The 20,279-nt window shown below is 50.1% G+C and carries 23 protein-coding genes; all 23 read left to right on the top strand.

Going from position 1 to position 20,279, the window contains the following annotated elements:
- Positions 1 to 166 precede the first annotated feature (166 nt).
- The 23 genes from upp to AC1DWB_RS14940 all read left to right on the top strand — a co-directional run bounded on the left by upp (position 167) and on the right by AC1DWB_RS14940 (position 20,130).
- The gene (gene upp, locus AC1DWB_RS15050; protein ID WP_477541892.1) at positions 167 to 796 is read left to right on the top strand and encodes a uracil phosphoribosyltransferase; all 630 of its coding nucleotides are present in this window, start codon (positions 167 to 169) and stop codon (positions 794 to 796) included.
- Between the two features lie 53 nt (positions 797 to 849).
- The gene (wecB, locus tag AC1DWB_RS15045; RefSeq protein WP_477541891.1) at positions 850 to 1,992 is read left to right on the top strand and encodes a non-hydrolyzing UDP-N-acetylglucosamine 2-epimerase; all 1,143 of its coding nucleotides are present in this window, start codon (positions 850 to 852) and stop codon (positions 1,990 to 1,992) included.
- 193 nt (positions 1,993 to 2,185) lie between these two features.
- A complete protein-coding gene (locus AC1DWB_RS15040) occupies positions 2,186 to 2,413 on the top strand; it encodes a hypothetical protein (RefSeq protein ID WP_477541890.1) in 228 nt (75 codons plus the stop codon).
- On the top strand, positions 2,410 to 2,793 hold the full coding sequence (locus tag AC1DWB_RS15035) for an ATP synthase subunit I (RefSeq protein ID WP_477541889.1): 384 nt from the start codon (positions 2,410 to 2,412) through the stop codon (positions 2,791 to 2,793). Before AC1DWB_RS15040 ends, AC1DWB_RS15035 begins: the two co-directional genes overlap by 4 nt.
- A 27-nt stretch (positions 2,794 to 2,820) precedes the next feature.
- A complete protein-coding gene (gene atpB, locus AC1DWB_RS15030) occupies positions 2,821 to 3,600 on the top strand; it encodes a F0F1 ATP synthase subunit A (RefSeq protein ID WP_477541888.1) in 780 nt (259 codons plus the stop codon).
- A gap of 98 nt (positions 3,601 to 3,698) precedes the next feature.
- Positions 3,699 to 3,914 carry a F0F1 ATP synthase subunit C gene (atpE, locus tag AC1DWB_RS15025; protein ID WP_477541887.1) on the top strand — a complete coding sequence of 72 codons (216 nt, stop codon included), beginning with the start codon at positions 3,699 to 3,701 and terminating at the stop codon, positions 3,912 to 3,914.
- A gap of 101 nt (positions 3,915 to 4,015) precedes the next feature.
- On the top strand, positions 4,016 to 4,501 hold the full coding sequence (atpF, locus tag AC1DWB_RS15020) for a F0F1 ATP synthase subunit B (protein ID WP_477541886.1): 486 nt from the start codon (positions 4,016 to 4,018) through the stop codon (positions 4,499 to 4,501).
- Positions 4,498 to 5,037, top strand: a complete 540-nt coding sequence (locus AC1DWB_RS15015; RefSeq protein WP_477541885.1) for a F0F1 ATP synthase subunit delta — start codon at positions 4,498 to 4,500, stop codon at positions 5,035 to 5,037. The genes atpF and AC1DWB_RS15015 overlap by 4 nt, the downstream gene beginning before the upstream one ends.
- Before the next feature lie 137 nt (positions 5,038 to 5,174).
- Complete coding sequence (atpA, locus tag AC1DWB_RS15010; protein ID WP_477541884.1) at positions 5,175 to 6,689, top strand: F0F1 ATP synthase subunit alpha; 1,515 nt, start codon at positions 5,175 to 5,177, stop codon at positions 6,687 to 6,689.
- A gap of 117 nt (positions 6,690 to 6,806) precedes the next feature.
- Positions 6,807 to 7,673: an ATP synthase F1 subunit gamma gene (atpG, locus tag AC1DWB_RS15005; protein ID WP_477541883.1), complete on the top strand. Its 867-nt coding sequence runs from the start codon at positions 6,807 to 6,809 to the stop codon at positions 7,671 to 7,673.
- 39 nt (positions 7,674 to 7,712) lie between these two features.
- Positions 7,713 to 9,122, top strand: a complete 1,410-nt coding sequence (gene atpD / locus AC1DWB_RS15000) for a F0F1 ATP synthase subunit beta (protein WP_477541882.1) — start codon at positions 7,713 to 7,715, stop codon at positions 9,120 to 9,122.
- An 18-nt stretch (positions 9,123 to 9,140) separates the two neighbouring features.
- Complete coding sequence (locus AC1DWB_RS14995) at positions 9,141 to 9,542, top strand: F0F1 ATP synthase subunit epsilon (protein ID WP_477541881.1); 402 nt, start codon at positions 9,141 to 9,143, stop codon at positions 9,540 to 9,542.
- A 230-nt stretch (positions 9,543 to 9,772) separates the two neighbouring features.
- Complete coding sequence (locus AC1DWB_RS14990; protein WP_477541880.1) at positions 9,773 to 10,144, top strand: NADH-quinone oxidoreductase subunit A; 372 nt, start codon at positions 9,773 to 9,775, stop codon at positions 10,142 to 10,144.
- Positions 10,129 to 10,647, top strand: coding sequence for a NuoB/complex I 20 kDa subunit family protein (locus AC1DWB_RS14985; protein ID WP_477541879.1), 519 nt, complete (start codon positions 10,129 to 10,131; stop codon positions 10,645 to 10,647). The genes AC1DWB_RS14990 and AC1DWB_RS14985 overlap by 16 nt, the downstream gene beginning before the upstream one ends.
- Entirely contained in the window at positions 10,644 to 11,567 is a 924-nt protein-coding gene (locus AC1DWB_RS14980) for an NADH-quinone oxidoreductase subunit C (protein WP_477541878.1), read from the top strand. The genes AC1DWB_RS14985 and AC1DWB_RS14980 overlap by 4 nt, the downstream gene beginning before the upstream one ends.
- Positions 11,568 to 11,570: 3 nt before the next feature.
- Positions 11,571 to 12,671, top strand: a complete 1,101-nt coding sequence (locus AC1DWB_RS14975; protein WP_477541877.1) for an NADH-quinone oxidoreductase subunit D — start codon at positions 11,571 to 11,573, stop codon at positions 12,669 to 12,671.
- Complete coding sequence (gene nuoH, locus AC1DWB_RS14970; RefSeq protein ID WP_477541876.1) at positions 12,671 to 13,678, top strand: NADH-quinone oxidoreductase subunit NuoH; 1,008 nt, start codon at positions 12,671 to 12,673, stop codon at positions 13,676 to 13,678. The genes AC1DWB_RS14975 and nuoH overlap by 1 nt, the downstream gene beginning before the upstream one ends.
- 28 nt (positions 13,679 to 13,706) lie before the next feature.
- Positions 13,707 to 14,165 (top strand): NADH-quinone oxidoreductase subunit NuoI, encoded by a 459-nt coding sequence (nuoI, locus tag AC1DWB_RS14965; RefSeq protein ID WP_477541875.1) that lies wholly within the window; start codon positions 13,707 to 13,709, stop codon positions 14,163 to 14,165.
- Positions 14,155 to 14,679 carry an NADH-quinone oxidoreductase subunit J gene (locus tag AC1DWB_RS14960; protein ID WP_477541874.1) on the top strand — a complete coding sequence of 175 codons (525 nt, stop codon included), beginning with the start codon at positions 14,155 to 14,157 and terminating at the stop codon, positions 14,677 to 14,679. Before nuoI ends, AC1DWB_RS14960 begins: the two co-directional genes overlap by 11 nt.
- Before the next feature lie 3 nt (positions 14,680 to 14,682).
- On the top strand, positions 14,683 to 14,994 hold the full coding sequence (gene nuoK / locus AC1DWB_RS14955) for an NADH-quinone oxidoreductase subunit NuoK (RefSeq protein WP_477541873.1): 312 nt from the start codon (positions 14,683 to 14,685) through the stop codon (positions 14,992 to 14,994).
- Positions 14,995 to 15,064: 70 nt separating this feature from the next.
- The gene (gene nuoL, locus AC1DWB_RS14950; protein ID WP_477541872.1) at positions 15,065 to 16,936 is read left to right on the top strand and encodes an NADH-quinone oxidoreductase subunit L; all 1,872 of its coding nucleotides are present in this window, start codon (positions 15,065 to 15,067) and stop codon (positions 16,934 to 16,936) included.
- Position 16,937: 1 nt separating this feature from the next.
- The gene (locus tag AC1DWB_RS14945) at positions 16,938 to 18,572 is read left to right on the top strand and encodes a complex I subunit 4 family protein (RefSeq protein ID WP_477541871.1); all 1,635 of its coding nucleotides are present in this window, start codon (positions 16,938 to 16,940) and stop codon (positions 18,570 to 18,572) included.
- Between the two features lie 4 nt (positions 18,573 to 18,576).
- Positions 18,577 to 20,130 carry an NADH-quinone oxidoreductase subunit N gene (locus AC1DWB_RS14940; protein ID WP_477541870.1) on the top strand — a complete coding sequence of 518 codons (1,554 nt, stop codon included), beginning with the start codon at positions 18,577 to 18,579 and terminating at the stop codon, positions 20,128 to 20,130.
- Positions 20,131 to 20,279: the final 149 nt, after the last annotated feature.

Here is a 20,279-nt window from a genome sequence, read left to right as displayed (position 1 = left end):
AATGGATAAAAGCTTTCCCTAGTATATCGCGTTAAATGGAAGCGGGCAACGGAAGTGGAGAAGTGCCAACAATTTCATCCGTAAATGTATCGTGCAACCCGTAAAATACAATGATATAATAGGACGGGTGTTTGAGTGTCCGATAAAGTTTAGGAGGAACGCCCACATGAGCAAAGTATTCGTATGTGATCATCCTTTAATCCAACATAAGCTCACATACATACGTGATGAGAATACGACGACCAAGGATTTCCGCGATCTCGTGGACGAAGTGGCCACTTTGATGGCGTACGAAATTACAAGGGACATTCCGCTCGAGCGCGTGGAAGTGAAGACACCGGTCAGCCTGGCTGAATGTCGGATCATCTCGGGTCGCATGCTCGGTCTTATTCCCATTCTTCGTGCTGGGCTAGGGATGGTGGACGGCATCCTGAAGCTTATTCCAGCCGCGAAGGTCGGTCACGTCGGGCTATACCGCGATCCGGAGACGCTAGAGCCTGTTGAGTATTACGTTAAGCTGCCAACTGACGTACAGGAGCGGGAGCTCATTGTTATCGATCCTATGCTGGCTACTGGTGGGTCAGCGATTGCCGCGATTGAGGCGCTGAAGAACCGCAATTGCAGTCAGATCAAGCTGATGTGCCTGATTGCCGCTCCGGAAGGGATTGCTGCGGTGCAGCAGGTTCATCCCGATGTGGACATTTACGTTGCAGCCATCGACGATTACCTGAATGATCATGGCTACATTGTTCCTGGTCTAGGGGACGCAGGGGACAGACTGTTCGGCACGAAATAACGAATACGGAATCACGAATAGATGCATTCGTACAGGGAGAGGGAGAGAGAACGATGAATCGCCTTAAAATCATGACCATATTCGGAACAAGACCGGAAGCCGTTAAGATGGCCCCGCTCGTACTTGAGCTGGAGAAATACTCAGAGCAAATCGATTCGATCGTATGCGTAACCGCCCAGCACCGAGAAATGCTCGATCAAGTGCTGGATGTGTTTAAGGTCAAGCCTGACTACGATCTCAATGTGATGAAGGCAGGCCAGACGGTGAACGAACTTACGATTCGGATGCTGCAAGACTTGGAGCCCGTGTTCCGCGAAGCGAAGCCAGATATGGTCCTCGTGCATGGAGATACAAGCACAACGTTCGTAGCGAGTTACGCCGCCTTCATGCAGAAGATTGCTGTAGGACATGTAGAGGCCGGATTGCGCACGTGGAACAAGTATTCGCCTTACCCGGAAGAGATGAACCGCCAAATGACGGGTGTCATCGCTGACGTTCATTTTGCGCCAACTAACTGGTCGGCAAACAACCTGCGCCGGGAGAACAAGTCGGAGTCGGCTATTTATATTACAGGGAACACGGCAACCGATGTCGCTCGATATGTGACGAGGGACAGTTATGACCACCCCGTTCTCGATTGGGTCGGCGCTCGTCGCCTCGTACTCATGACCGCCCATCGTCGTGAGAATTTTGGTGAACCGCATCGTAACATATTCAAGGCAGTTAAACGCTTGGTTGAGGAGTTCGAAGATATTGTCGTTGTCTATCCTGTTCATCCTAACCCTGCGGTCGAAGGTCCCGCCCATGAGATGTTGGGTGGTCATTCTCGAATCAAGCTCATGGCACCGCTGGACTTGGTGGACATGTACAACTTCTTCCCGCGCACCCACTTGATCTTGACCGACTCGGGCGGCATTCAGGAAGAAGCACCATCCTTCGGCATCCCTGTGTTGGTGCTTCGCGATACGACGGAGCGTCCAGAGGGCATCGATGCCGGCACGCTAGAGTTAGTCGGAACCGATGAAGAGCTGATCTACAGTAGAGCCAAGACGCTGCTGACGGATGAGGATGCCTATGGGAAGATGAGCAGGGCGGCCAATCCTTACGGCGATGGACAAGCATCCAGCCGAATTGTGCAAGGGATTTTGCATCATTTTGGACGAATTAGTGAAAAACCGGCACCGTTCACGACTTAAGCTCGCGAACGATGTCGACTTATGCAATTAAAACCAAACAGTACCACTGTATGGTGTTTGCTTCTCAAAAGCCGAGAGCCGTTGTGCCGTAAGGCATTGTTGAGAAGTCGTTCACACAATGTTTGAATTTATTAGAATTGACAAACATTGTCCAGCTTCGATACAATTAGTGAGGATTCTTAGGAGAGATTGTATGCACAAACGTAAATCCAATGATAATCCTTGGAGAGCGGCCGGTTTGTTAGGAGCGGCTGGCGTCGATATAGCCCTTTGTATTTTGTTGGGCTATTGGGGAGGGAGCTGGTTAAGCGACCGAACGGGTGAACAGAAGTACCGTGCAATCGGAACGCTTGTTGGCTTGTTCGTGGGAATCGTTAGCGTCGTGGTTTTGATTCGGTTCTATGTAAAGGATTCCAAATGAACAATCCATCCCATTATATGAAACCGATTTACAGACTGTCTCTGTGGCTAATCTCTATTGGACTCCTTCTATGGTTGTTTCTCCCCCAACTGCGCCCTGTAATTGCTGGGCTGCTATTGGGGATGCTAGTGAGTCTAGTGAATTCCTGGTACTTAAGCAAGAAAATCGGGCAAATGTCCACGTTAGTTGTGGAAGGAACCCGGAAACGATTCAATCTTGGCTTTTTGACAAGAGTCTCTACCGCGATTCTAGCCGTTATGTTTGCGATGAAGTCCGATCAAGTCGATCTGGCGCCCACAATAATTGGGTTATTTTACAGCGCTGCGGCAATACTTGTATGGGGGATCTTGTCTCGTTGGTCCAACCGAAATGATATTTGATTTGCTGGAAAGGGGTGAAACTTATCGATGCATGATTTTCCTATGCTTGAGATCGGCGGATTGAATATTGACATCTCGACATTCCTTACGATTACGGTAACATTCGTTATTGTATTGCTTCTGGCTCTGTTGTCAGTGCGGAATTTGTCGGTCAACAACCCGTCGAAGCTGCAAAATTTCCTAGAGTGGGTAGTCGATTTTGTGCACAATCTGGTTGCCAGCACGATGCCGCTGAAGAAAGCAAAAATGTTTGTCTCGCTCGGGATGACGCTGATTATGTTTATCTTCGTTGGGAACTTGCTGGGTCTGCCATTCGCGGTTGTAACCGAACATGAGAAGCCGCTTGAATTGTTCGGGCACACGGTTGTATCTGAAGAAACGATTCAAAAGGCGCACGACAAAGGGCATCATGCTGCAGAGGTTGTTTGGTGGAAATCGCCGACGGCAGACATAAATGTAACCGCAGCGTTAGCCGTACTTGTTTTCTTGACGGTCCACATCCTAGGCTTGAAGCTTAATACCAAGCACTACCTTCAGCATTATTTTAAGCCATACTGGTTTTTCTTCCCGCTCAACATCATTGAGACATTAGCCAAGCCGCTAACGCTGTCGCTACGGCTTTACGCTAATATTTTTGCGGGAGAAGTACTAATTGCAACTATTACTATGGCAGGTTGGTACGGGATTCCGCTTATGGTAGCATGGCAGGGATTCAGTGTATTTGTGGGCGCGATTCAGGCGTTCTTGTTCACAATTCTTACAATGGTTTACATCTCCAGTGCTACTGTACATGAAGAACATCACTAAGTAGTGGATCCAAACTCAGCCTGGGCGGCTCCATATGTTCTGGCGAGATGAAAGCATATAAACCAAATATATTAATTGAGATTAGGGAGGATTTACAAATGGAATTTCTAGCAGCTGCTTTGGCAATCGGTTTAGGCGCATTGGGCGCAGGTATTGGTAACGGTATGATCGTAAGCAAGACAGTAGAAGGTATTGCTCGTCAACCAGAGCTTCGTGGTACTCTTCAAACAACTATGTTCATCGGGGTTGGTATCGTTGAGGTTGTTCCGATCATTGGCGTAGTCTTGGGCTTCCTGTTGTACTTCGGCGCGTAAGGAAATATGACGTTTAGGCGGGGAAGGCCCTATGCCGTCCGCGCCTTCGTTTTGAATCGGGCAGCATTGGCTATCAGTTGTTCAGGAGGGAGTGAATTGTAATGGCATTGCATTGGGAGTCGTTTGTATTCGCGTTCATCGCGATTATAGTCTTGTATGTGTTGCTTAATAAATATGCGTTCGGTCCGTTGTTCGGGATCATGGAGCAGCGCTCCGCGCAAATCAAAGATCAAATGCAATCCGCTGAGAACAGCCGTACAGAAGCCTTGCGATTGCTCGAAGAGCAGAAGCAAGCGATTCAATCGGCTCGTAAGGATGCTTACGACTTGATCGAGCAAGCGAAAGTAACAAGTGTGCGCCAAGCGGACGATATTCTGACGCAAGCTAAGGATGAAGCGAACCGCATTAAGAATGACGCATTGAAAGACATCGAGAGTGAGAAGAATAAGGCCGTTGCCGCATTGCGCGGTCAAGTGGGCGCCATGTCTGTCATGATTGCATCTAAGATTATTGACAAGCAAGTAGATGAGAAATCGCAGCAGGAATTAATTGACCAATACCTGAAACAGGTAGGGGGCAATGTATGAGCAGGGAAACGATCGTAGCCAAACGTTACGCGAAGGCACTGTTTGAAGTGGCCTCTCAGCAAAGCATTGTGGCGCAGGTGGAGGAAGAGCTCAAGGGAATCCTGCAAGTGATTCGTGAGAACGCTGACTACGGGAAACTGCTTGAACATCCGAACATCTCCACTGCCGACAAGCTTGGGTTGTTGAAACAAGCGTTTGAAGGAAAAGTGTCCGCGGCCGTATTGAACACCTTGCAACTACTAGTGGAACGAAGAAGAGAATCCGTACTCGAGGATCTTGTAGATAGTTATGTGAAAGTGGCCAATGAAGCATTGGGTCAAGCTAATGCAACTGTAGTTAGCGCCTATCCGCTCACGGCAGAGGAATCACAACAGATCGCTGAACAATTTGGTCAACTGACAGGCAAGCAGATCCGCGTTGAGAACGTGGTGAACCGCAGCCTGCTCGGCGGTATCCAAGTTCGCATCGGAGATCGTTTATACGATGGAAGCTTGTCTGGAAAGCTTCAGCGTTTCCAACAAAAGCTAAGCGTCTAAGCGTTTTGAAGAAACGCACTTCGGAAGCATAAACCTAGCGTTTCGAAGAAACGCACATCGAAAGCATAAACTTAAGCGTTTCGTGGAAACGCATTTCGAAAGCATATGCCAAGCAAAAAAGTTAGGGGTGAGGTTCGTTGAGTATCAGACCTGAAGAAATCAGCACGCTGATTAAAAAGCAAATTGAACAATATCAATCCGACATTCAAGTCGTTGATGTTGGTACCGTAATTCAGGTGGGTGACGGGATTGCCCGCGCTCATGGTCTGGAGAACGTAATGGCCGGCGAACTTCTCGAATTCGCCAATGGCGTTGTAGGGATGGCGCTTAACCTGGAGGAAGACAATGTCGGTATCGTTATCTTGGGCCCGTACACGGACATCCGTGAAGGCGACCAAGTGAAACGTACAGGCCGCATCATGGAAGTGCCGGTAGGCGAAGCCTTGTTAGGCCGCGTAGTGAATGCCCTTGGTATTCCTGTGGATGGCAAAGGCCCAATCGACACGCCTCACTTCCGTCCGGTAGAAGCTAACGCACCAGGCGTTATCGACCGGAAATCGGTTCACGAACCGATGCAGACCGGGATCAAAGCGATTGATGCCATGGTTCCAATCGGCCGCGGTCAACGTGAGCTTATCATTGGTGACCGTCAAACTGGTAAAACTTCGATCGCGCTCGACACGATCATTAACCAAAAAGGCAACGGCGTTATTTGTATCTACGTTGCAATCGGTCAAAAGCAATCCACGGTGGCTAACGTTGTGGAAACGTTGCGTCGTAATGGCGCATTGGATTACACAATCGTCGTTACCGCAGGCGCTTCCGAGCCTTCTCCGTTGTTGTTCCTGGCTCCTTATGCCGGTGCAGCAATGGGCGAATACTTCATGTACGGCGGCAAGCATGCGCTGATCATCTATGATGACTTGTCCAAGCAAGCTGCAGCCTACCGGGAGTTGTCCTTGCTCCTCAGACGTCCTCCGGGCCGGGAAGCTTATCCGGGCGACGTATTCTACTTGCACTCCCGTTTGCTTGAGCGTGCAGCGAAGCTGAATGATGACCTCGGCGGCGGTTCCTTGACGGCTCTGCCATTCATCGAGACTCAAGCTTCCGACGTATCGGCTTACATTCCTACTAACGTAATTTCGATTACGGATGGCCAGATCTTCCTGGAGTCCGACTTGTTCAACGCCGGACAACGTCCAGCGATCAACGTCGGTATCTCTGTATCCCGCGTAGGCGGTTCCGCGCAGATCAAAGCGATGAAGCGGGTATCCGGTTCCTTGAAGCTTGATTTGGCGCAATACCGTGAGTTGGCTGCCTTTGCCCAATTCGGTTCCGACTTGGATAAGAGCACGCTTGCCCGATTGAACCGTGGTCAACGTACGCTTGAAATTCTGAAACAGCCTAACAACCAGCCTTTGCCGGTTGAGAAGCAAGTTGTCAGCATTTTCACAGTCGTAAGAGGACACTTGGACGATATTCCAGTTCAAGACGTACTTCGTTTTGACCGCGAATTCCTTGTCTATGTCGACGCGAACTTCCCGCAGATCTATGCTACAATTCGGGAAACCAAAGACTTGCAAGGTGACAACGAGAAGACATTGGTGGAAGCGATCGAGAAGTTCAAGAAGGGCTTCGCTCCATCGGTTTAATGGATAAACCGGTTTGTGTAAGCGGATGTGACATAAGCATCCGCTTTCGGCAAGCTAAGCTTGTTCGCTGCTTACGATGTTAAACTTTCCGTTGGAAAGTTTGTGGAGGTGAAATGCATGGCTAAAGGAATGCGCGACATTAAACGCCAGATCAAGAGCGTTCAAAATACGAAACAAATTACAAAAGCGATGGAAATGGTTGCAGCTGCCAAGCTGCGACGCTCCCAAGAAGCTGCGCAAGCGGCTCGTCCGTACGCTGAGAAGATCAAGGAAGTTGTGTCCAGCATCGCTTCCGGTACGAAAGGAATCAAGAATCCGATTCTGATTTCACGCGAAATCAAGAAGACCGGATATCTGGTCATCACCTCCGACCGGGGGCTGGCTGGGGGTTACAACTCCAACCTGCTGCGTAAATTAATGCAGACGATTCGTGAGAATCATAAGTCCAGCAATGAATATGTGTTGATGGTTGTGGGCCGTAAAGGCCGTGACTTCTTCAAGAAGCGCAACATGCCTGTCTTGGACGAAGTAACCGGACTCTCGGATGCGCCTCGGTTCGCAGATATTAAAGAACTGGCTTCCAGAGCAGTCAGCAACTACACTACAGGTGCTTATGATGAGCTCTACATCGTGTACAACAAATTTCACAATGCCATTTCCCAAGAGCCGGTTTTGAACCGTCTGCTTCCTTTGGAAGTGACAGGCAGCAATACGACTGCTGTCGGAGCGAACTACGAATACGAACCTTCACCGGAAGAAGTATTGGATGTACTGCTGCCGAAGTACGCGGAAACGTTAATTTTCAGTGCATTGTTGGAAGGCAAAGCAAGCGAATTCGGCGCCAAGATGACGGCAATGGGGAATGCAACCCGAAATGCTACCGATATGATTTCCCGCCTAACCTTGGTATACAACCGTGCTCGACAAGCTGCCATTACGCAGGAAATTTCTGAGATTGTGGCTGGGGCTAGCGCTCAGTCATAAGATTATCTTTTCTTCAAAAAGTTTGTAGGAGGAAACAAAATGAACAAGGGACGCGTATTGCAGGTAACGGGACCTGTTGTCGATATCGAATTCGATAAAGGTAACCTGCCTCAAATTTATAATGCGGTTAAAATTGAAAAGCCGTCGCAAGGCCCGAACGAACCTGCAATCAACCTCACGGTTGAAGTAGCGGTTCACTTGGGCGACAACGTAGCACGCTGCGTAGCTATGTCTTCCACGGATGGTCTTGTTCGTGGGACGGAAGCTGTTGACCTTGGCGTTCCGATCAGCGTACCAGTTGGTGAAGCTACACTGGGTCGCGTGTTCAACGTACTTGGTGAGCCGATCGATAATGCTGGCGAAGTGTCAAGAACTGTCGTGAATCCGATTCACAGACAAGCTCCTGCATTCGACGAGTTGTCCGTGCAAGCGGAAATTCTCGAGACAGGTATTAAGGTCGTAGACTTGCTGGCCCCATATGCGAAGGGTGGTAAGATCGGTCTCTTCGGTGGTGCGGGTGTAGGTAAAACCGTATTGATTCAAGAGCTGATTAACAACATCGCACAAGAGCACGGCGGTATCTCCGTATTCGCAGGCGTAGGGGAACGGACTCGTGAAGGAAACGACTTGTATCACGAGATGAAGGATTCCGGCGTTATCAGCAAAACTGCGATGGTATTCGGTCAAATGAACGAGCCTCCAGGCGCACGTCAACGCGTTGCCTTGACTGGGTTGACGATGGCTGAGTATTTCCGTGATACCGAAGGTAAAGACGTTCTGTTGTTCGTTGACAACATCTTCCGTTTCACCCAAGCTGGTTCCGAGGTTTCCGCTTTGTTAGGCCGTATGCCTTCCGCGGTAGGTTACCAACCAACGCTTGCTACGGAGATGGGCGGTCTGCAAGAGCGGATCACGTCGACGAAGAAAGGTTCCGTAACTTCTATTCAAGCGATCTACGTTCCGGCGGATGATTACACGGATCCAGCTCCGGCAACAACGTTTGCTCACTTGGACGCTACAACGAACTTGGAGCGTAAAATCTCCGAGATGGGTATTTACCCAGCGGTTGATCCATTGGCATCGAGCTCCCGCTTGCTGCAACCGGACATCGTTGGTGAAGAACACTACAATGTCGCTCAAGGCGTTAAGAAAATTCTTCAGCGCTACAAAGAGCTTCAAGATATTATTGCGATTCTAGGGATGGACGAATTGTCTGATGACGATAAAGTGATCGTACTTCGTGCCCGTAAAATCCAACGTTTCTTGTCCCAAGCGTTCCACGTTGCCGAACAGTTCAATGGTTTCCCGGGACAATACGTACCGGTTAAGGACACCGTTCGCAGCTTCAAGGAAATTCTGGAAGGCAAGCATGACGATTTGCCGGAAGCCGCTTTCTTGTTCGTAGGAACGATCGAAGAAGCTGTGGAAAAAGCAAAGAGCATGAAGTAATTCCGGGGAGGAATTAGCGTGAGTACTTTTTTATTGGAAGTGGTAACGCCTGAGCGTATTGTTTATGCTCAGGATGTGGATATGGTCAGCGTAAAAGGCACTTCCGGGGAACTCGGTATTCTGCCTCACCACATTCCACTCGTCACTCCGCTCAAGATAGCTCCGATCTCGATTAAACGAGGCGGGACTACAGAAACGATGGCAGTGAATGGTGGTTTCATGGAAGTTCGTAAGGACAAGGTCGTCATTCTGGCCGAATCCGCCGAACTGCCAGGCGATATCGATGTCGATCGTGCAAGATCGGCTAAGGAACGTGCTGAGAAACGGCTCGGCAGCAAGCAGGATGAGACGGATTTCCGTCGTGCCGAATTGGCACTTCAGCGAGCTATGAACCGTTTGGACGTTAGGTCCAGAGGATAAGAAAGTATCAAGAAGCAAAGGGATTAGTCCTTTGCTTCTTTTTTTTCTTGTGGGGTTGTTTTTGTATGAATATGTCGGATCTTGTAAATGAATAGACGGGAGGTTGTAACAGCACTTTGGCGCTGCAAGATGTGCATAGACGTTTCTAGGGGCTTTTGATATAATTGTGTGGGTGTTTATTAGGAAAGGCCGCACCATATAAAAGAAAAATGTGTGCCGGAGGCGATGGTATGGCGGTTTACACAAACAATTATGTCTTTGTTGCCATCTTTCTAGCTTTGGGGATTTTGCTTCCCATTGTGGCTCTGACTGTGGGTAGTTGGCTTCGTCCCCACAAGCCGACCGAAGAGAAACAAACGACATACGAGAGCGGGAACGTGCCGATTGGCGACAGTCACATTCGGTTTAACATCCGTTACTATTTGTTTGCATTAATGTTCGTTATTTTTGATGTGGAAACAGTGTTCCTGTACCCATGGGCGGTTGCTTACAACCAACTTGGGCTATTTGCACTTGTGGAGATGCTAATTTTTGTAGTCCTGCTTGTAGTCGGTCTAATCTATGCTTGGAAGAAGAAGGTGCTGCAATGGACTTCCATTTAGAGTCAATCCAGTTAGACGAGCAACAAGAGTTGGAACGCAATGTGCTTACGACCACATTAGATCAAATCAAGGGCTGGGCAAGAAGCAGTTCATTATGGCCGCTGACGTTCGGGTTGGCGTGTTGTGCGATTGAGATGATGGGAACGGGTGCTGCGCACTATGACCTTGACCGCTTCGGTGTTATATTCCGAACTTCACCGCGTCAGTCCGATGTCATGATTGTATCCGGTACGGTAACGAAGAAGATGGCGCCTCTCTTACGCAGGTTGTATGATCAGATGCCTGAGCCCAAATGGGTCATTGCCATGGGGTCTTGTGCAACAGCTGGAGGTCCGTACATACGGTCTTATGCAGTTGTGAAAGGGGTAGACCAGATCGTTCCGGTCGATGTATACATTCCGGGATGTCCACCTAACCCAGCTGCTCTGATCTATGGGATCAATAAGCTTCAAGAGAAAATTCGATACGAAGCGAAGACGGGGAAGAAGGTGATCCACCGATGAGCGACGAGTCGAATGGACGTAATGAAGAAAGCGCAAACACTACCACCTCTAATACGGATACGACCCAAGCGTCAGATTCCGCTGGAATAAAGGAATCTTCGGCGCCAGCTCCGGCTACAGAGACAACTTCGGCCGCACCAGCTGCGGCTCAAGAGAGCGCTGGCGACGCCGATGCGGAGAAGGAAGCGAAGGAGAAGGCTGCCGCTGAAGCCAGAGCAGCGCGAGCCGCGGCTCGCGAAGCAAGGGCGGCCGCAGCGGGCCAAGCTCCTGACGCGGCTGCGGCTCCAGCACCAGTAGTGGGCGGTGGCGAAGGCGATGCTGATGCGGAGAAGGAAGCTAAGGCGAAGGCTGCGGCCGAGGCTCGTGCTGCTCGTGCGGCTGCCCGAGCAGGGAAAACTGAGGGAGCCGGTGATGGAACACCTGCTGAACCGAAGCCGCCTTCACCGAAACAACCCCTCTTGGACCGGGCTGTTCAACTGATTCGTGAGCATGTCTCCGCAGAAGCGGTCGTCGAAGCCTTCATTAATGAGCGAGATCGTGATCTGCCGGTGCTCAGCATCAGAGGTGAGGACTGGGCGCAGACTGCGCTTTTCCTAAGGGACAATGAGGAATTGTCACTGAATTACTTGCGAAATTTGTCGGGTGTGGACTACGAGACTTATATGGAAGTCGTCGTTTATTTGATCTCCCTTGACAAAAAACAAGACTATTGTGTGAAAGTGAAGACGGATCGCAACGAACCGTCTGTACCATCCGTAACGCCTGTCTGGGAAACGGCCAATTGGCAAGAACGGGAAGTATACGATTTGCTCGGCATCGATTTCCCAGGTCATCCCGATATGCGGAGAATTATGCTGCCGGACGACTGGGTCGGTCACCCGCTGCGCAAAGATTATGAACCGATTGATCCGGAGGTGTGACCGTTGATTCGTACTGAAGAACTGCTGCTTAACGTGGGGCCACAGCATCCCAGCACGCACGGCGTGTTTCGGATAATCGTCAAGCTGGATGGAGAAGTCATTACCGAAGCCACGCCGGTCGTCGGGTACTTGCACCGCGGGACAGAGAAGCTGGCCGAGGATTTAAACTATACGCAGATTATCCCGTATACCGACCGGATGGATTACGTGTCGGCTATGACGAATAATTATGTTCTCGTGCATGCGGTAGAGACGTTGATGCAGTTGGAAATCCCGGAGCGCGCCCAATATTTGCGCCTCATCGTGATGGAGCTGCAGCGCGTTGCCAGCCACATGGTCTGGTGGGGAACTTACTTACTCGATATCGGGGCGATGAGTCCCTTTCTATTCGCCTTCCGCGACAGAGAGATCATTATCGATCTGTTTAACGAGCTATGCGGCGCGCGCCTTACCTACAACTATATGCGGGTTGGCGGCGTGAAGTGGGATGCTCCCGAAGGTTGGATTGAGAAAGTGCGCAAGTTCATCCCTTATATGAGGGAGAAATTGAAAGAGTACGACACACTCGTAAGCGGCAACGAGATTTTCCTGGGGCGGATTAAGGGTGTTGGCAGGTATGATGCACAGACGGCGATCGATTATGGTCTTAGCGGAGCGAACTTGCGTTCTACCGGCGTAAAGTGGGACTTACGTAAGGACCAGCCATACAGCATCTATGATCGTTTCGAGTTCGATGTGCCAGTAGGCAAGACGGGGGATTGTTACGACCGTTATCTAGTGCGCTTGGAAGAGATTCATCAGTCGCTTCGCATTCTGGAGCAAGCGGTGGAACAGTTCCCGGGCGAAGGCGACATTATGGGAAAAGCTCCGCGGGTGCTTCGTGCGCCTGAAGGAGAAGTGTATGTACGGATCGAGTCTCCACGTGGAGAAATCGGCTGCCATATCGTATCCAAGGGGAAAGATAAGCCGTACCGGTTGAAATTCAGAAGACCTTCATTCATTAATCTGCAAATATTACCGAAACTGCTAGTCGGACAATCGATGACGAACTTGATTACGATACTGGGCGGCATTGACATCGTTCTTGGGGAGGTGGATTGCTAATGCTGACCATGCTTGAGGAAAATCTGACATGGGCGAACTTCGGCATTATGCTTTCTCTCGGCGTGCTTATGCTGCTGCTCGTACTCGGTTTCGTTACGTATGCGATTTACTTCGAACGCAAGGTCATCGGCTGGATGCAGTTCCGGATCGGTCCGAACCGTACGGGGCCATTGGGCTTGTTGCAATCCGTAGCTGACGTACTGAAGCTGCTTATTAAGGAAGATACGATCCCACGTCAGGCGGAACGCGAGCTCTTCATCCTCGCGCCGATCATTACGTTCGTGCCGTCGTTCGTGGTACTGGCTACGTTCCCGTTCACGTCGGCTTGGCAGTTTGCCGATCTGAACGTAGGGCTGCTCTATTATGCAGCGTTGTCCAGCATCTCGACAATCGGTATTGTAATTGGCGGCTGGGCTTCTAATAACAAATATTCGCTGCTCGGCGGGATGCGTTCCGCTGCGCAAATGGTCAGTTATGAAATCCCCCTAGTCATCTCTGTTATTGGGGTCATTCTCATGACAGGCAGCTTGAATCTGCGCAAAATTGTCGAAGCGCAGCAAGGCTGGTTCTGGGACTGGAACTTCCTGCCGCAAATTCTCGGCTTGGTCGTGTTCGTCATTGCAGCCGTCTCCGAGCTGAATCGTACGCCATTTGACTTGCCGGAAGCAGAATCGGAATTGGTTGCCGGTTACCATGTGGAGTATAGCGGATTCCGGTTCGCCTTCTTCATGTTGGCGGAGTACGTCTATGTGTTCGCCATTGCGGCACTAACTACAATCTTGTTCTTCGGCGGGTGGTATGCGCCATTCCCATTCCTGGATTTTATTCCGGGTATTATCTGGTTCCTGTTGAAGTTCTCGTTCTTCGTCTTCTTCTTGTTCTGGCTGCGGGCGACACTTCCCCGTGTTCGTGTGGATCAGTTGATGGGAATCGGCTGGAAAGTGCTGCTGCCATTGGCTTTGGTGAACGTGTTTCTATCGGCCATCGTACTGGAGTTAATGCGATGAATCCAATGACGACTGGGGTGAATATCGGATGAAAGGCATTATCAAAGGGCTTGGGCTTACATTAAAGACGATGACGCAAAAGAAAGTGACGTACGGATACCCGGACGTACCTTTGCAATTGCCTGACCGGTTTCGGGGCATTCAATACTTTGATCCAGAGAAATGCATCGTGTGCAACCAGTGTGTACGTGTGTGCCCGACAGAATGTATTACACTGACGGGGAAGAAGAATCCGGATCCTGAGAGCAAGGTCAAGCTTGTGATCGAAACCTACGACATTAATTTCGAGATTTGTATCTTATGCGACCTGTGCACGGAAGTTTGTCCGACAGAGGCGATCGTGATGACGAACAACTTCGAGCTGGCGAGCTACAGCCGTGATGATTTGTTTAAGAATATGGAATGGCTGCACGACAACAACACGAACATTCGCAAGGAAAACACGGTGCCTGTACCTAAGGGAGGAGCGAAGAAGGATGCTGGATAATTTAGTCGAGTTTTTCTCCAGCGGAGCTAATATCGGGTTCTTCATATTCGCTTTGTTCGCGATTGGCGGGGCCATCTTCATGATCAGCTTTACGAAGGTCGTCCATATGGTCGTGGCGCTCGCGGTCACCTTTATCAGTTTGGCTGGACTCTACGTATTGCTGCAAGCGGAATTCCTGGCCTTTGTGCAGATTCTGATCTATGCCGGAGCGATATCGATCCTGATGATCTTCGGGATTATGATGACCCAGCACAAGCGTGAAGAAGAAGGACCCAAGCGACCCGCTCATGAAGTGCTGCTGGCTTTGGGTGTGCTTGCGTTGTTCGGTGTAATCTTCTATGCGGTGCAACAAACGACATTTCCAACGGCCGAATTCCCGCAAATCGAGGACAATACGCTTGAGATCGGGAAGCTATTATTTAACAAATATGTGATTCCGTTCGAGCTCATCTCGGTGCTCTTGACGGTTGCCTTCATAGGCGCCATTGTGTTGGCCAAGCGGGAGGAGGATTAAGCGATGAGCGATTCGATTCTACCGTACTTAACGTTGGCTGCAATCTTGTTCTGTATCGGGTTATATGGGGCGTTGTCCAAGAGGAATGCCGTTATCGTCCTGCTGTCCATCGAGCTCATGTTGAACGCAGTCAATTTGAACATGGTGGCATTCGCGAAGATGGGCGTGAATCCTTCACTAACCGGTCAAATCTTCTCCTTGTTCAACATGTCTGTGGCGGCAGCCGAAGCGGCAATCGGCATTGCGATATTGGTTTCGTTGTATCGGAATAAAGGAACGAGCGATGTCACGGAAATGAATTTGTTGAAGAAGTGACTTGGCTCTGCGAAAGCTCCGAATCGAGCTTGTTACCTTGCTCCGAAAAGTCTTAAGGAGGAATTAAGCAATGGAATCCTACTCACAATTAGCGTGGCTCATTCCGCTGTTCCCGCTGGCTGCCTTCCTAGTGCTGACGGCTATCGGCCGGCAGTGGAGAGAGCTTGGCGCCTACGTGGGCATAATCGCGACGCTCGCTTCCTTTGTCCTGTCGCTCCTGGTGTGGATTGAACGGCTTGGGAGCCATGCAGACAACTACTCATGGAACGCGCTTGAATGGATCAAGGTTGGCGACGTGTCCATCCGTATGGGATTTGAGATTAACAACCTCAACGCGCTTATGCTGCTTATCGTTTCGCTAGTCAGTCTGCTTGTGAACATTTACTCCAAGGGGTATATGCAAGGCGATGACCGCAAGACGGTTTTTTTCAGCTATGTGGCGCTGTTTACATTTGCCATGCTTGGCGTGGTCATCTCAGAGAATTTGTTGGAACTGTACATATTCTGGGAGCTTGTTGGATTAGGCTCGTTCCTATTAATCGGGTTCTGGTACTTCAAGCCGGAAGCGCGGGCAGCGGCCAAAAAAGCGTTCATCATGACGCGTATAGGCGATGTGGGCTTGTTTATAGCCATCCTTCTACTCTTCTGGTACGTGCCGAACCACTCGCTTGATTTTAACAGTATCCACAATGCACTGTCCGAACAGCAAATTCCACAACATATCATTAATTGGATTGCGGTTCTGATCTTCATTGGAGCGGTCGGGAAGTCAGGTCAGTTCCCACTGCATACTTGGTTGCCGGACGCGATGGAAGGTCCAACACCGATCAGTGCCTTGATCCATGCTGCGACGATGGTTGCTGCTGGGGTGTACTTGGTAGCGCGAACGTTCGACATCTTCCAGGCTTCGCCCATTGCGCTGGACATCGTAGCCTACGTGGGTGCATTCACAGCCATATTCGCAGCCACAATCGGTGTTGCCCAGAATGACATCAAACGAATATTGGCGTACTCCACGGTCAGTCAACTCGGCTACATGATGATGGCGCTAGGCATCAGTACTACCGTTACTGCGGGTATGTTTCACTTGTTCACACATGCGTTCTTCAAGGCTCTACTCTTCCTAGGAGCAGGTAGTGTCATTCATGCTGTACATACGCAGAACATTCATGAGATGGGCGGACTTGCCCGTAAGATGAAGATTACAACATGGACATTTGCTATCGGAACATTAGCTTTGTCGGGAATTCCTCCGTTCTCAGGCTTCTGGTCCAAGGATGCGATATTAGCCGAAGCGTATCACGATGGTCGTTGGGGGCTATTCATCATCGGACTGGTCGCGGCGTTTTTCACGGCATTCTATATGTCTCGACTGTTCTTCCTGGTATTCATGGGCAAATCACGTACACACACGGAGGCACATGAGTCACCTGGTGTGATGACTTTACCTCTAATCATACTGGCCGTCTTGGCAGTAGGTGCTGGCTTCGTCCAGACTCCATTCAACGGATGGTTCGGGGAATGGCTGACAGGCAAAGAAGTTGCCGAACACGACGGAACAGCCATCGTTATGGTTCTATCCACCTTGGTGGGCGTACTCGGTATCGGGCTGGGTTATATGATCTATATGAAGAATCGTATTTCCAGGGAAATAATATCGGGGCCTGCCCCATGGTTGCACAAGCTGGTAGAACGTAAATATTATGTCGATGAGCTGTACGGGGCTATATTCGTGAAGCCGCTCAAGGGGATCGGCAATGTTCTGAATTTGTTCGATGAATTCGTTGTCGACGGAATAGTTAAGCTGTCTGCTTCCGCAGTAGGTGGAATAGGACGTGTCGGTTCTCGATTGCAGAACGGCCAAGTTCAAACGTATGGGTTGATTACGCTCATCGGGCTGCTACTATTAACGCTCGCGCTCGTCGGAAGGAGGTTCATCTAACATGCTCGATAACTGGCCTATCTTATCGATGATTACCTTCTCGCCGCTATTAGGGCTTCTCGTCCTACTGTTCATTCCGAAGCATAAGGGCCGCACGCTGAAGACGGTTGCGATTATCGCTACGTTGATTCCGCTGCTCCTCTCAGGAATCTTGTATTCGGGATTCAAGCAAGATACGGACGAAATGCAGTTTAAAGAAGAAGTGAACTGGATCAAAGTCCCTTTGAATAAGGAAGTTGGGGAAATCAGCTCGCTTCAAGAGTTTTTCTATGAGTTCAATTACACGATGTCTGTGGACGGATTGTCGCTGCCGCTGGTGTTCTTAACTGCACTGGTCACCGCTATGGCTGCACTTGCATCCGTTCATTTGAAGAAAAGATGGAAAGCTTTCTACATCTGGTTCCTCATTCTGGAGGTAGGGATGTTCGGCGTGTTCATGGCCCGGGATTTATTCCTTTTCTTCCTCTTCTTCGAGCTGACCCTCATTCCGATGTTCTTCTTGATCGGGATTTGGGGTTACACGAACAGGGAGAAGGCGGCTAACAAATTCCTGATCTACAACGGAATCGGTTCGGCGATCATGCTGTTAGCCTTCCTGATCCTTGTGAACACAGCCGGGTTTACGATGGAGAACACAGAGCAAGGGACGAATTTCTTTTACAGCGGGAACGTCGATGTTATCGCTAAGAACTTGTTCCAGGATACAGAATCTTTCGTGAACGCTACGGCAGAGACTATTCCGGACAATCCGTTCTACCTAAGCGATACGATGAAATGGTCGTTGTTCTTCATGCTGCTCGTCGCATTCGGCATCAAGCTTCCTATCTTCCCGTTCCATACGTGGATGTTGAAGGTGCATAAGGAAGCGCATCCTGCGGTGGTTATGATTCACTCGGGCATTCTGCTCAAGATGGGGGCATACGGATTGATCCGTTACGGCATCCTGCTCTTTCCCGCTCAGGCGAAAGGTTGGGCGGTTGGACTCGCGGTCCTCGGGGTCATTAACATCCTATACGGGGCGATTCTGGCATTCCGACAGAAGGACTTCAAGCTCATCCTGGCTTACTCGAGTATCAGTCACATGGGAATTGTGCTGCTTGGCATCGCGGCATTCAATGAAATTGGCATGCAGGGAGCCATCTTCCAGCTCATCTCTCACGGATTGATCTCGGCGCTATTATTCTTGATTGTCGGAAGCTTATATGAGCGCACACAGACTACCGAAGTGGAGCAACTGGGGGGCTTAGCCGCCTCACTTCCGTTCATCTGCGGCATCTTGATGGTCGGAGGGATGGCATCGCTTGGACTGCCGCTACTGTCCGGGTTCGTGAGTGAATTCTTGGCGTTCCTGGGGCTGTTCGACAGCATGCCAGCGATCACGATCGTCGGTACGCTTGGCATCATTCTCACAGCGGTGTACGTGCTGCGAGGAATATTGAAGATCAGTTATGGACCGATTCCAGAATCTTTCCGCCAATTAAGGGATGCACGATTGGTTGAAGCGGTGCCGATGATCACATTGTCCGCCTTCATCATTCTGTTGGGGGTTTACCCGGCCGTGCTGAGTCAGACGCTGCACTACACCGTCAGCGGCTTCGATCAATGGATACAAAGTATTGCAAAGGTGGGGGGATAGACCAATGGACCAGCTACAACGATTGACAGCGGCCGATTTGCCCCTTCTCGCGCCTGAGCTTATATTAGTTATATTTGCGATTGTTCTTTCCTTGCTCGACCTCTTTCTGCCGAGCAGAGTGAACCGTAACATCATCGGGTGGGGCGCCTTAGTCGGTATTGTTGTCTCGGCTGTATTCGTAGGCCTCGATATTCGGATGATCAACCCTGTGAATGAAGCGACAGGGTTGATCGGGTCGTCCGAGCCGATCCGACTGCTGGGGCAGAGTTACCGTATTGACGATTTCGGCAACCTGTTCAAGCTGCTGCTTCTAGTAGGGACAGGATTGATCGTGCTGATGAGTCTCGGCTCCGTCAAGGACGAAGAGATTCAGCATAAAGGCGAATTCTATTACTTGTTCCTCCCAGCTGTCGTCGGGGCGATGATCATGGCTTCTTCAGGTGATCTGATTACGCTATTCGTCGGTCTGGAGTTGCTTAGCATTACGTCTTATGTCATGGTAGGGATGCGCAAGAAGAACCTGGCTTCCAATGAAGGCGCCTTTAAATATGTCGTACAGGGCGGTATTTCATCGGCGATCATCTTGTACGGGATGTCCTTTCTATATGGGATTAGCGGGTCTACGAATATTGTGGAAATCAACCAAGCGATCTCGGAACATTCCGCAGACTTTAAAGCTTTAATATACTTGGCGTTCTTCCTATTGCTGGCAGGGTTCGGGTTCAAGATTGCCGCAGCGCCATTCCATACGTGGGCACCGGATGTGTACGAGGGTGCGCCGTCGCCAGTTACGGCCTTCCTGGCCGTCGTATCCAAAGCAGCCGGGTTTGCACTTACCTTCCGAGTCATCTATAGCGTATTCGGTCTCGGCAGCATTCTACAGACGGATATTCACAGCGATGTGTTCCTGTCCTTGTCTGTGCTGGCCGCTATCGCGATGATTGCCGGGAATGCCATTGCATTGCGGCAGAAGAGCTTGAAGCGATTGCTGGCCTACTCCGGGATCGCCAATGCGGGCTACTTGCTCGTACCGATCTCGACGCAATATGGCATTGTGCACTATTCCAATTTCACCGAGTTCTTCTTCTACTTGATCGCTTATGTGTTCATGAACATCGGGATGATCGCGGTGTACATGATGGTAAGTGAATCGACACAGAATGAAGAGATTTCTGCCTTCGCCGGATTGTATTACCGCGCACCGCTTACAGCCGTAGCGACCGTGATCCTTATCCTATCGTTGGCAGGGCTGCCTATTACAGGAGGCTTCTTCGGAAAGCTGTACATTTTGCTAGGAACCTTGCAAGTGCATAAGTATTGGCTTGCGGCTATCCTGATCGGAACGAGTGTAGTCTCGTTTTACTACTACTTCGGCATTATCCGGCAAATGTTCATGCGATCAACATACAATGAATCGGAATTCAAGTCGACCGTACCTGCGCTTATCACCCTTTGGATTTGCGCGGCGGCCACAGTGGCAATGGGGCTATTCCCTTACGTGGTAATTGGTTGGATTGAGAAAATCATCAGCTTACCATTAGACTTTTTTATCCAATAAGGGCAACATGATATGGATGCCAGGGGCTCTCCGCATTAGCGGAGGGTCCTTTTTGACGATTCAGAATGATTAACTTCGCTGATTGTTCATCGTCCCGGCAAACGCACGGCGTCAATGGACGCCGTTAGGCGTTTATCCTTGCTGCGAGA

The sequence above is a fragment of the Paenibacillus sp. P4_E11 genome (assembly GCF_056401635.1).
Note: the sequence above shows the minus strand (reverse complement) of the source record. Positions and strands in the feature narration are given on the sequence as shown.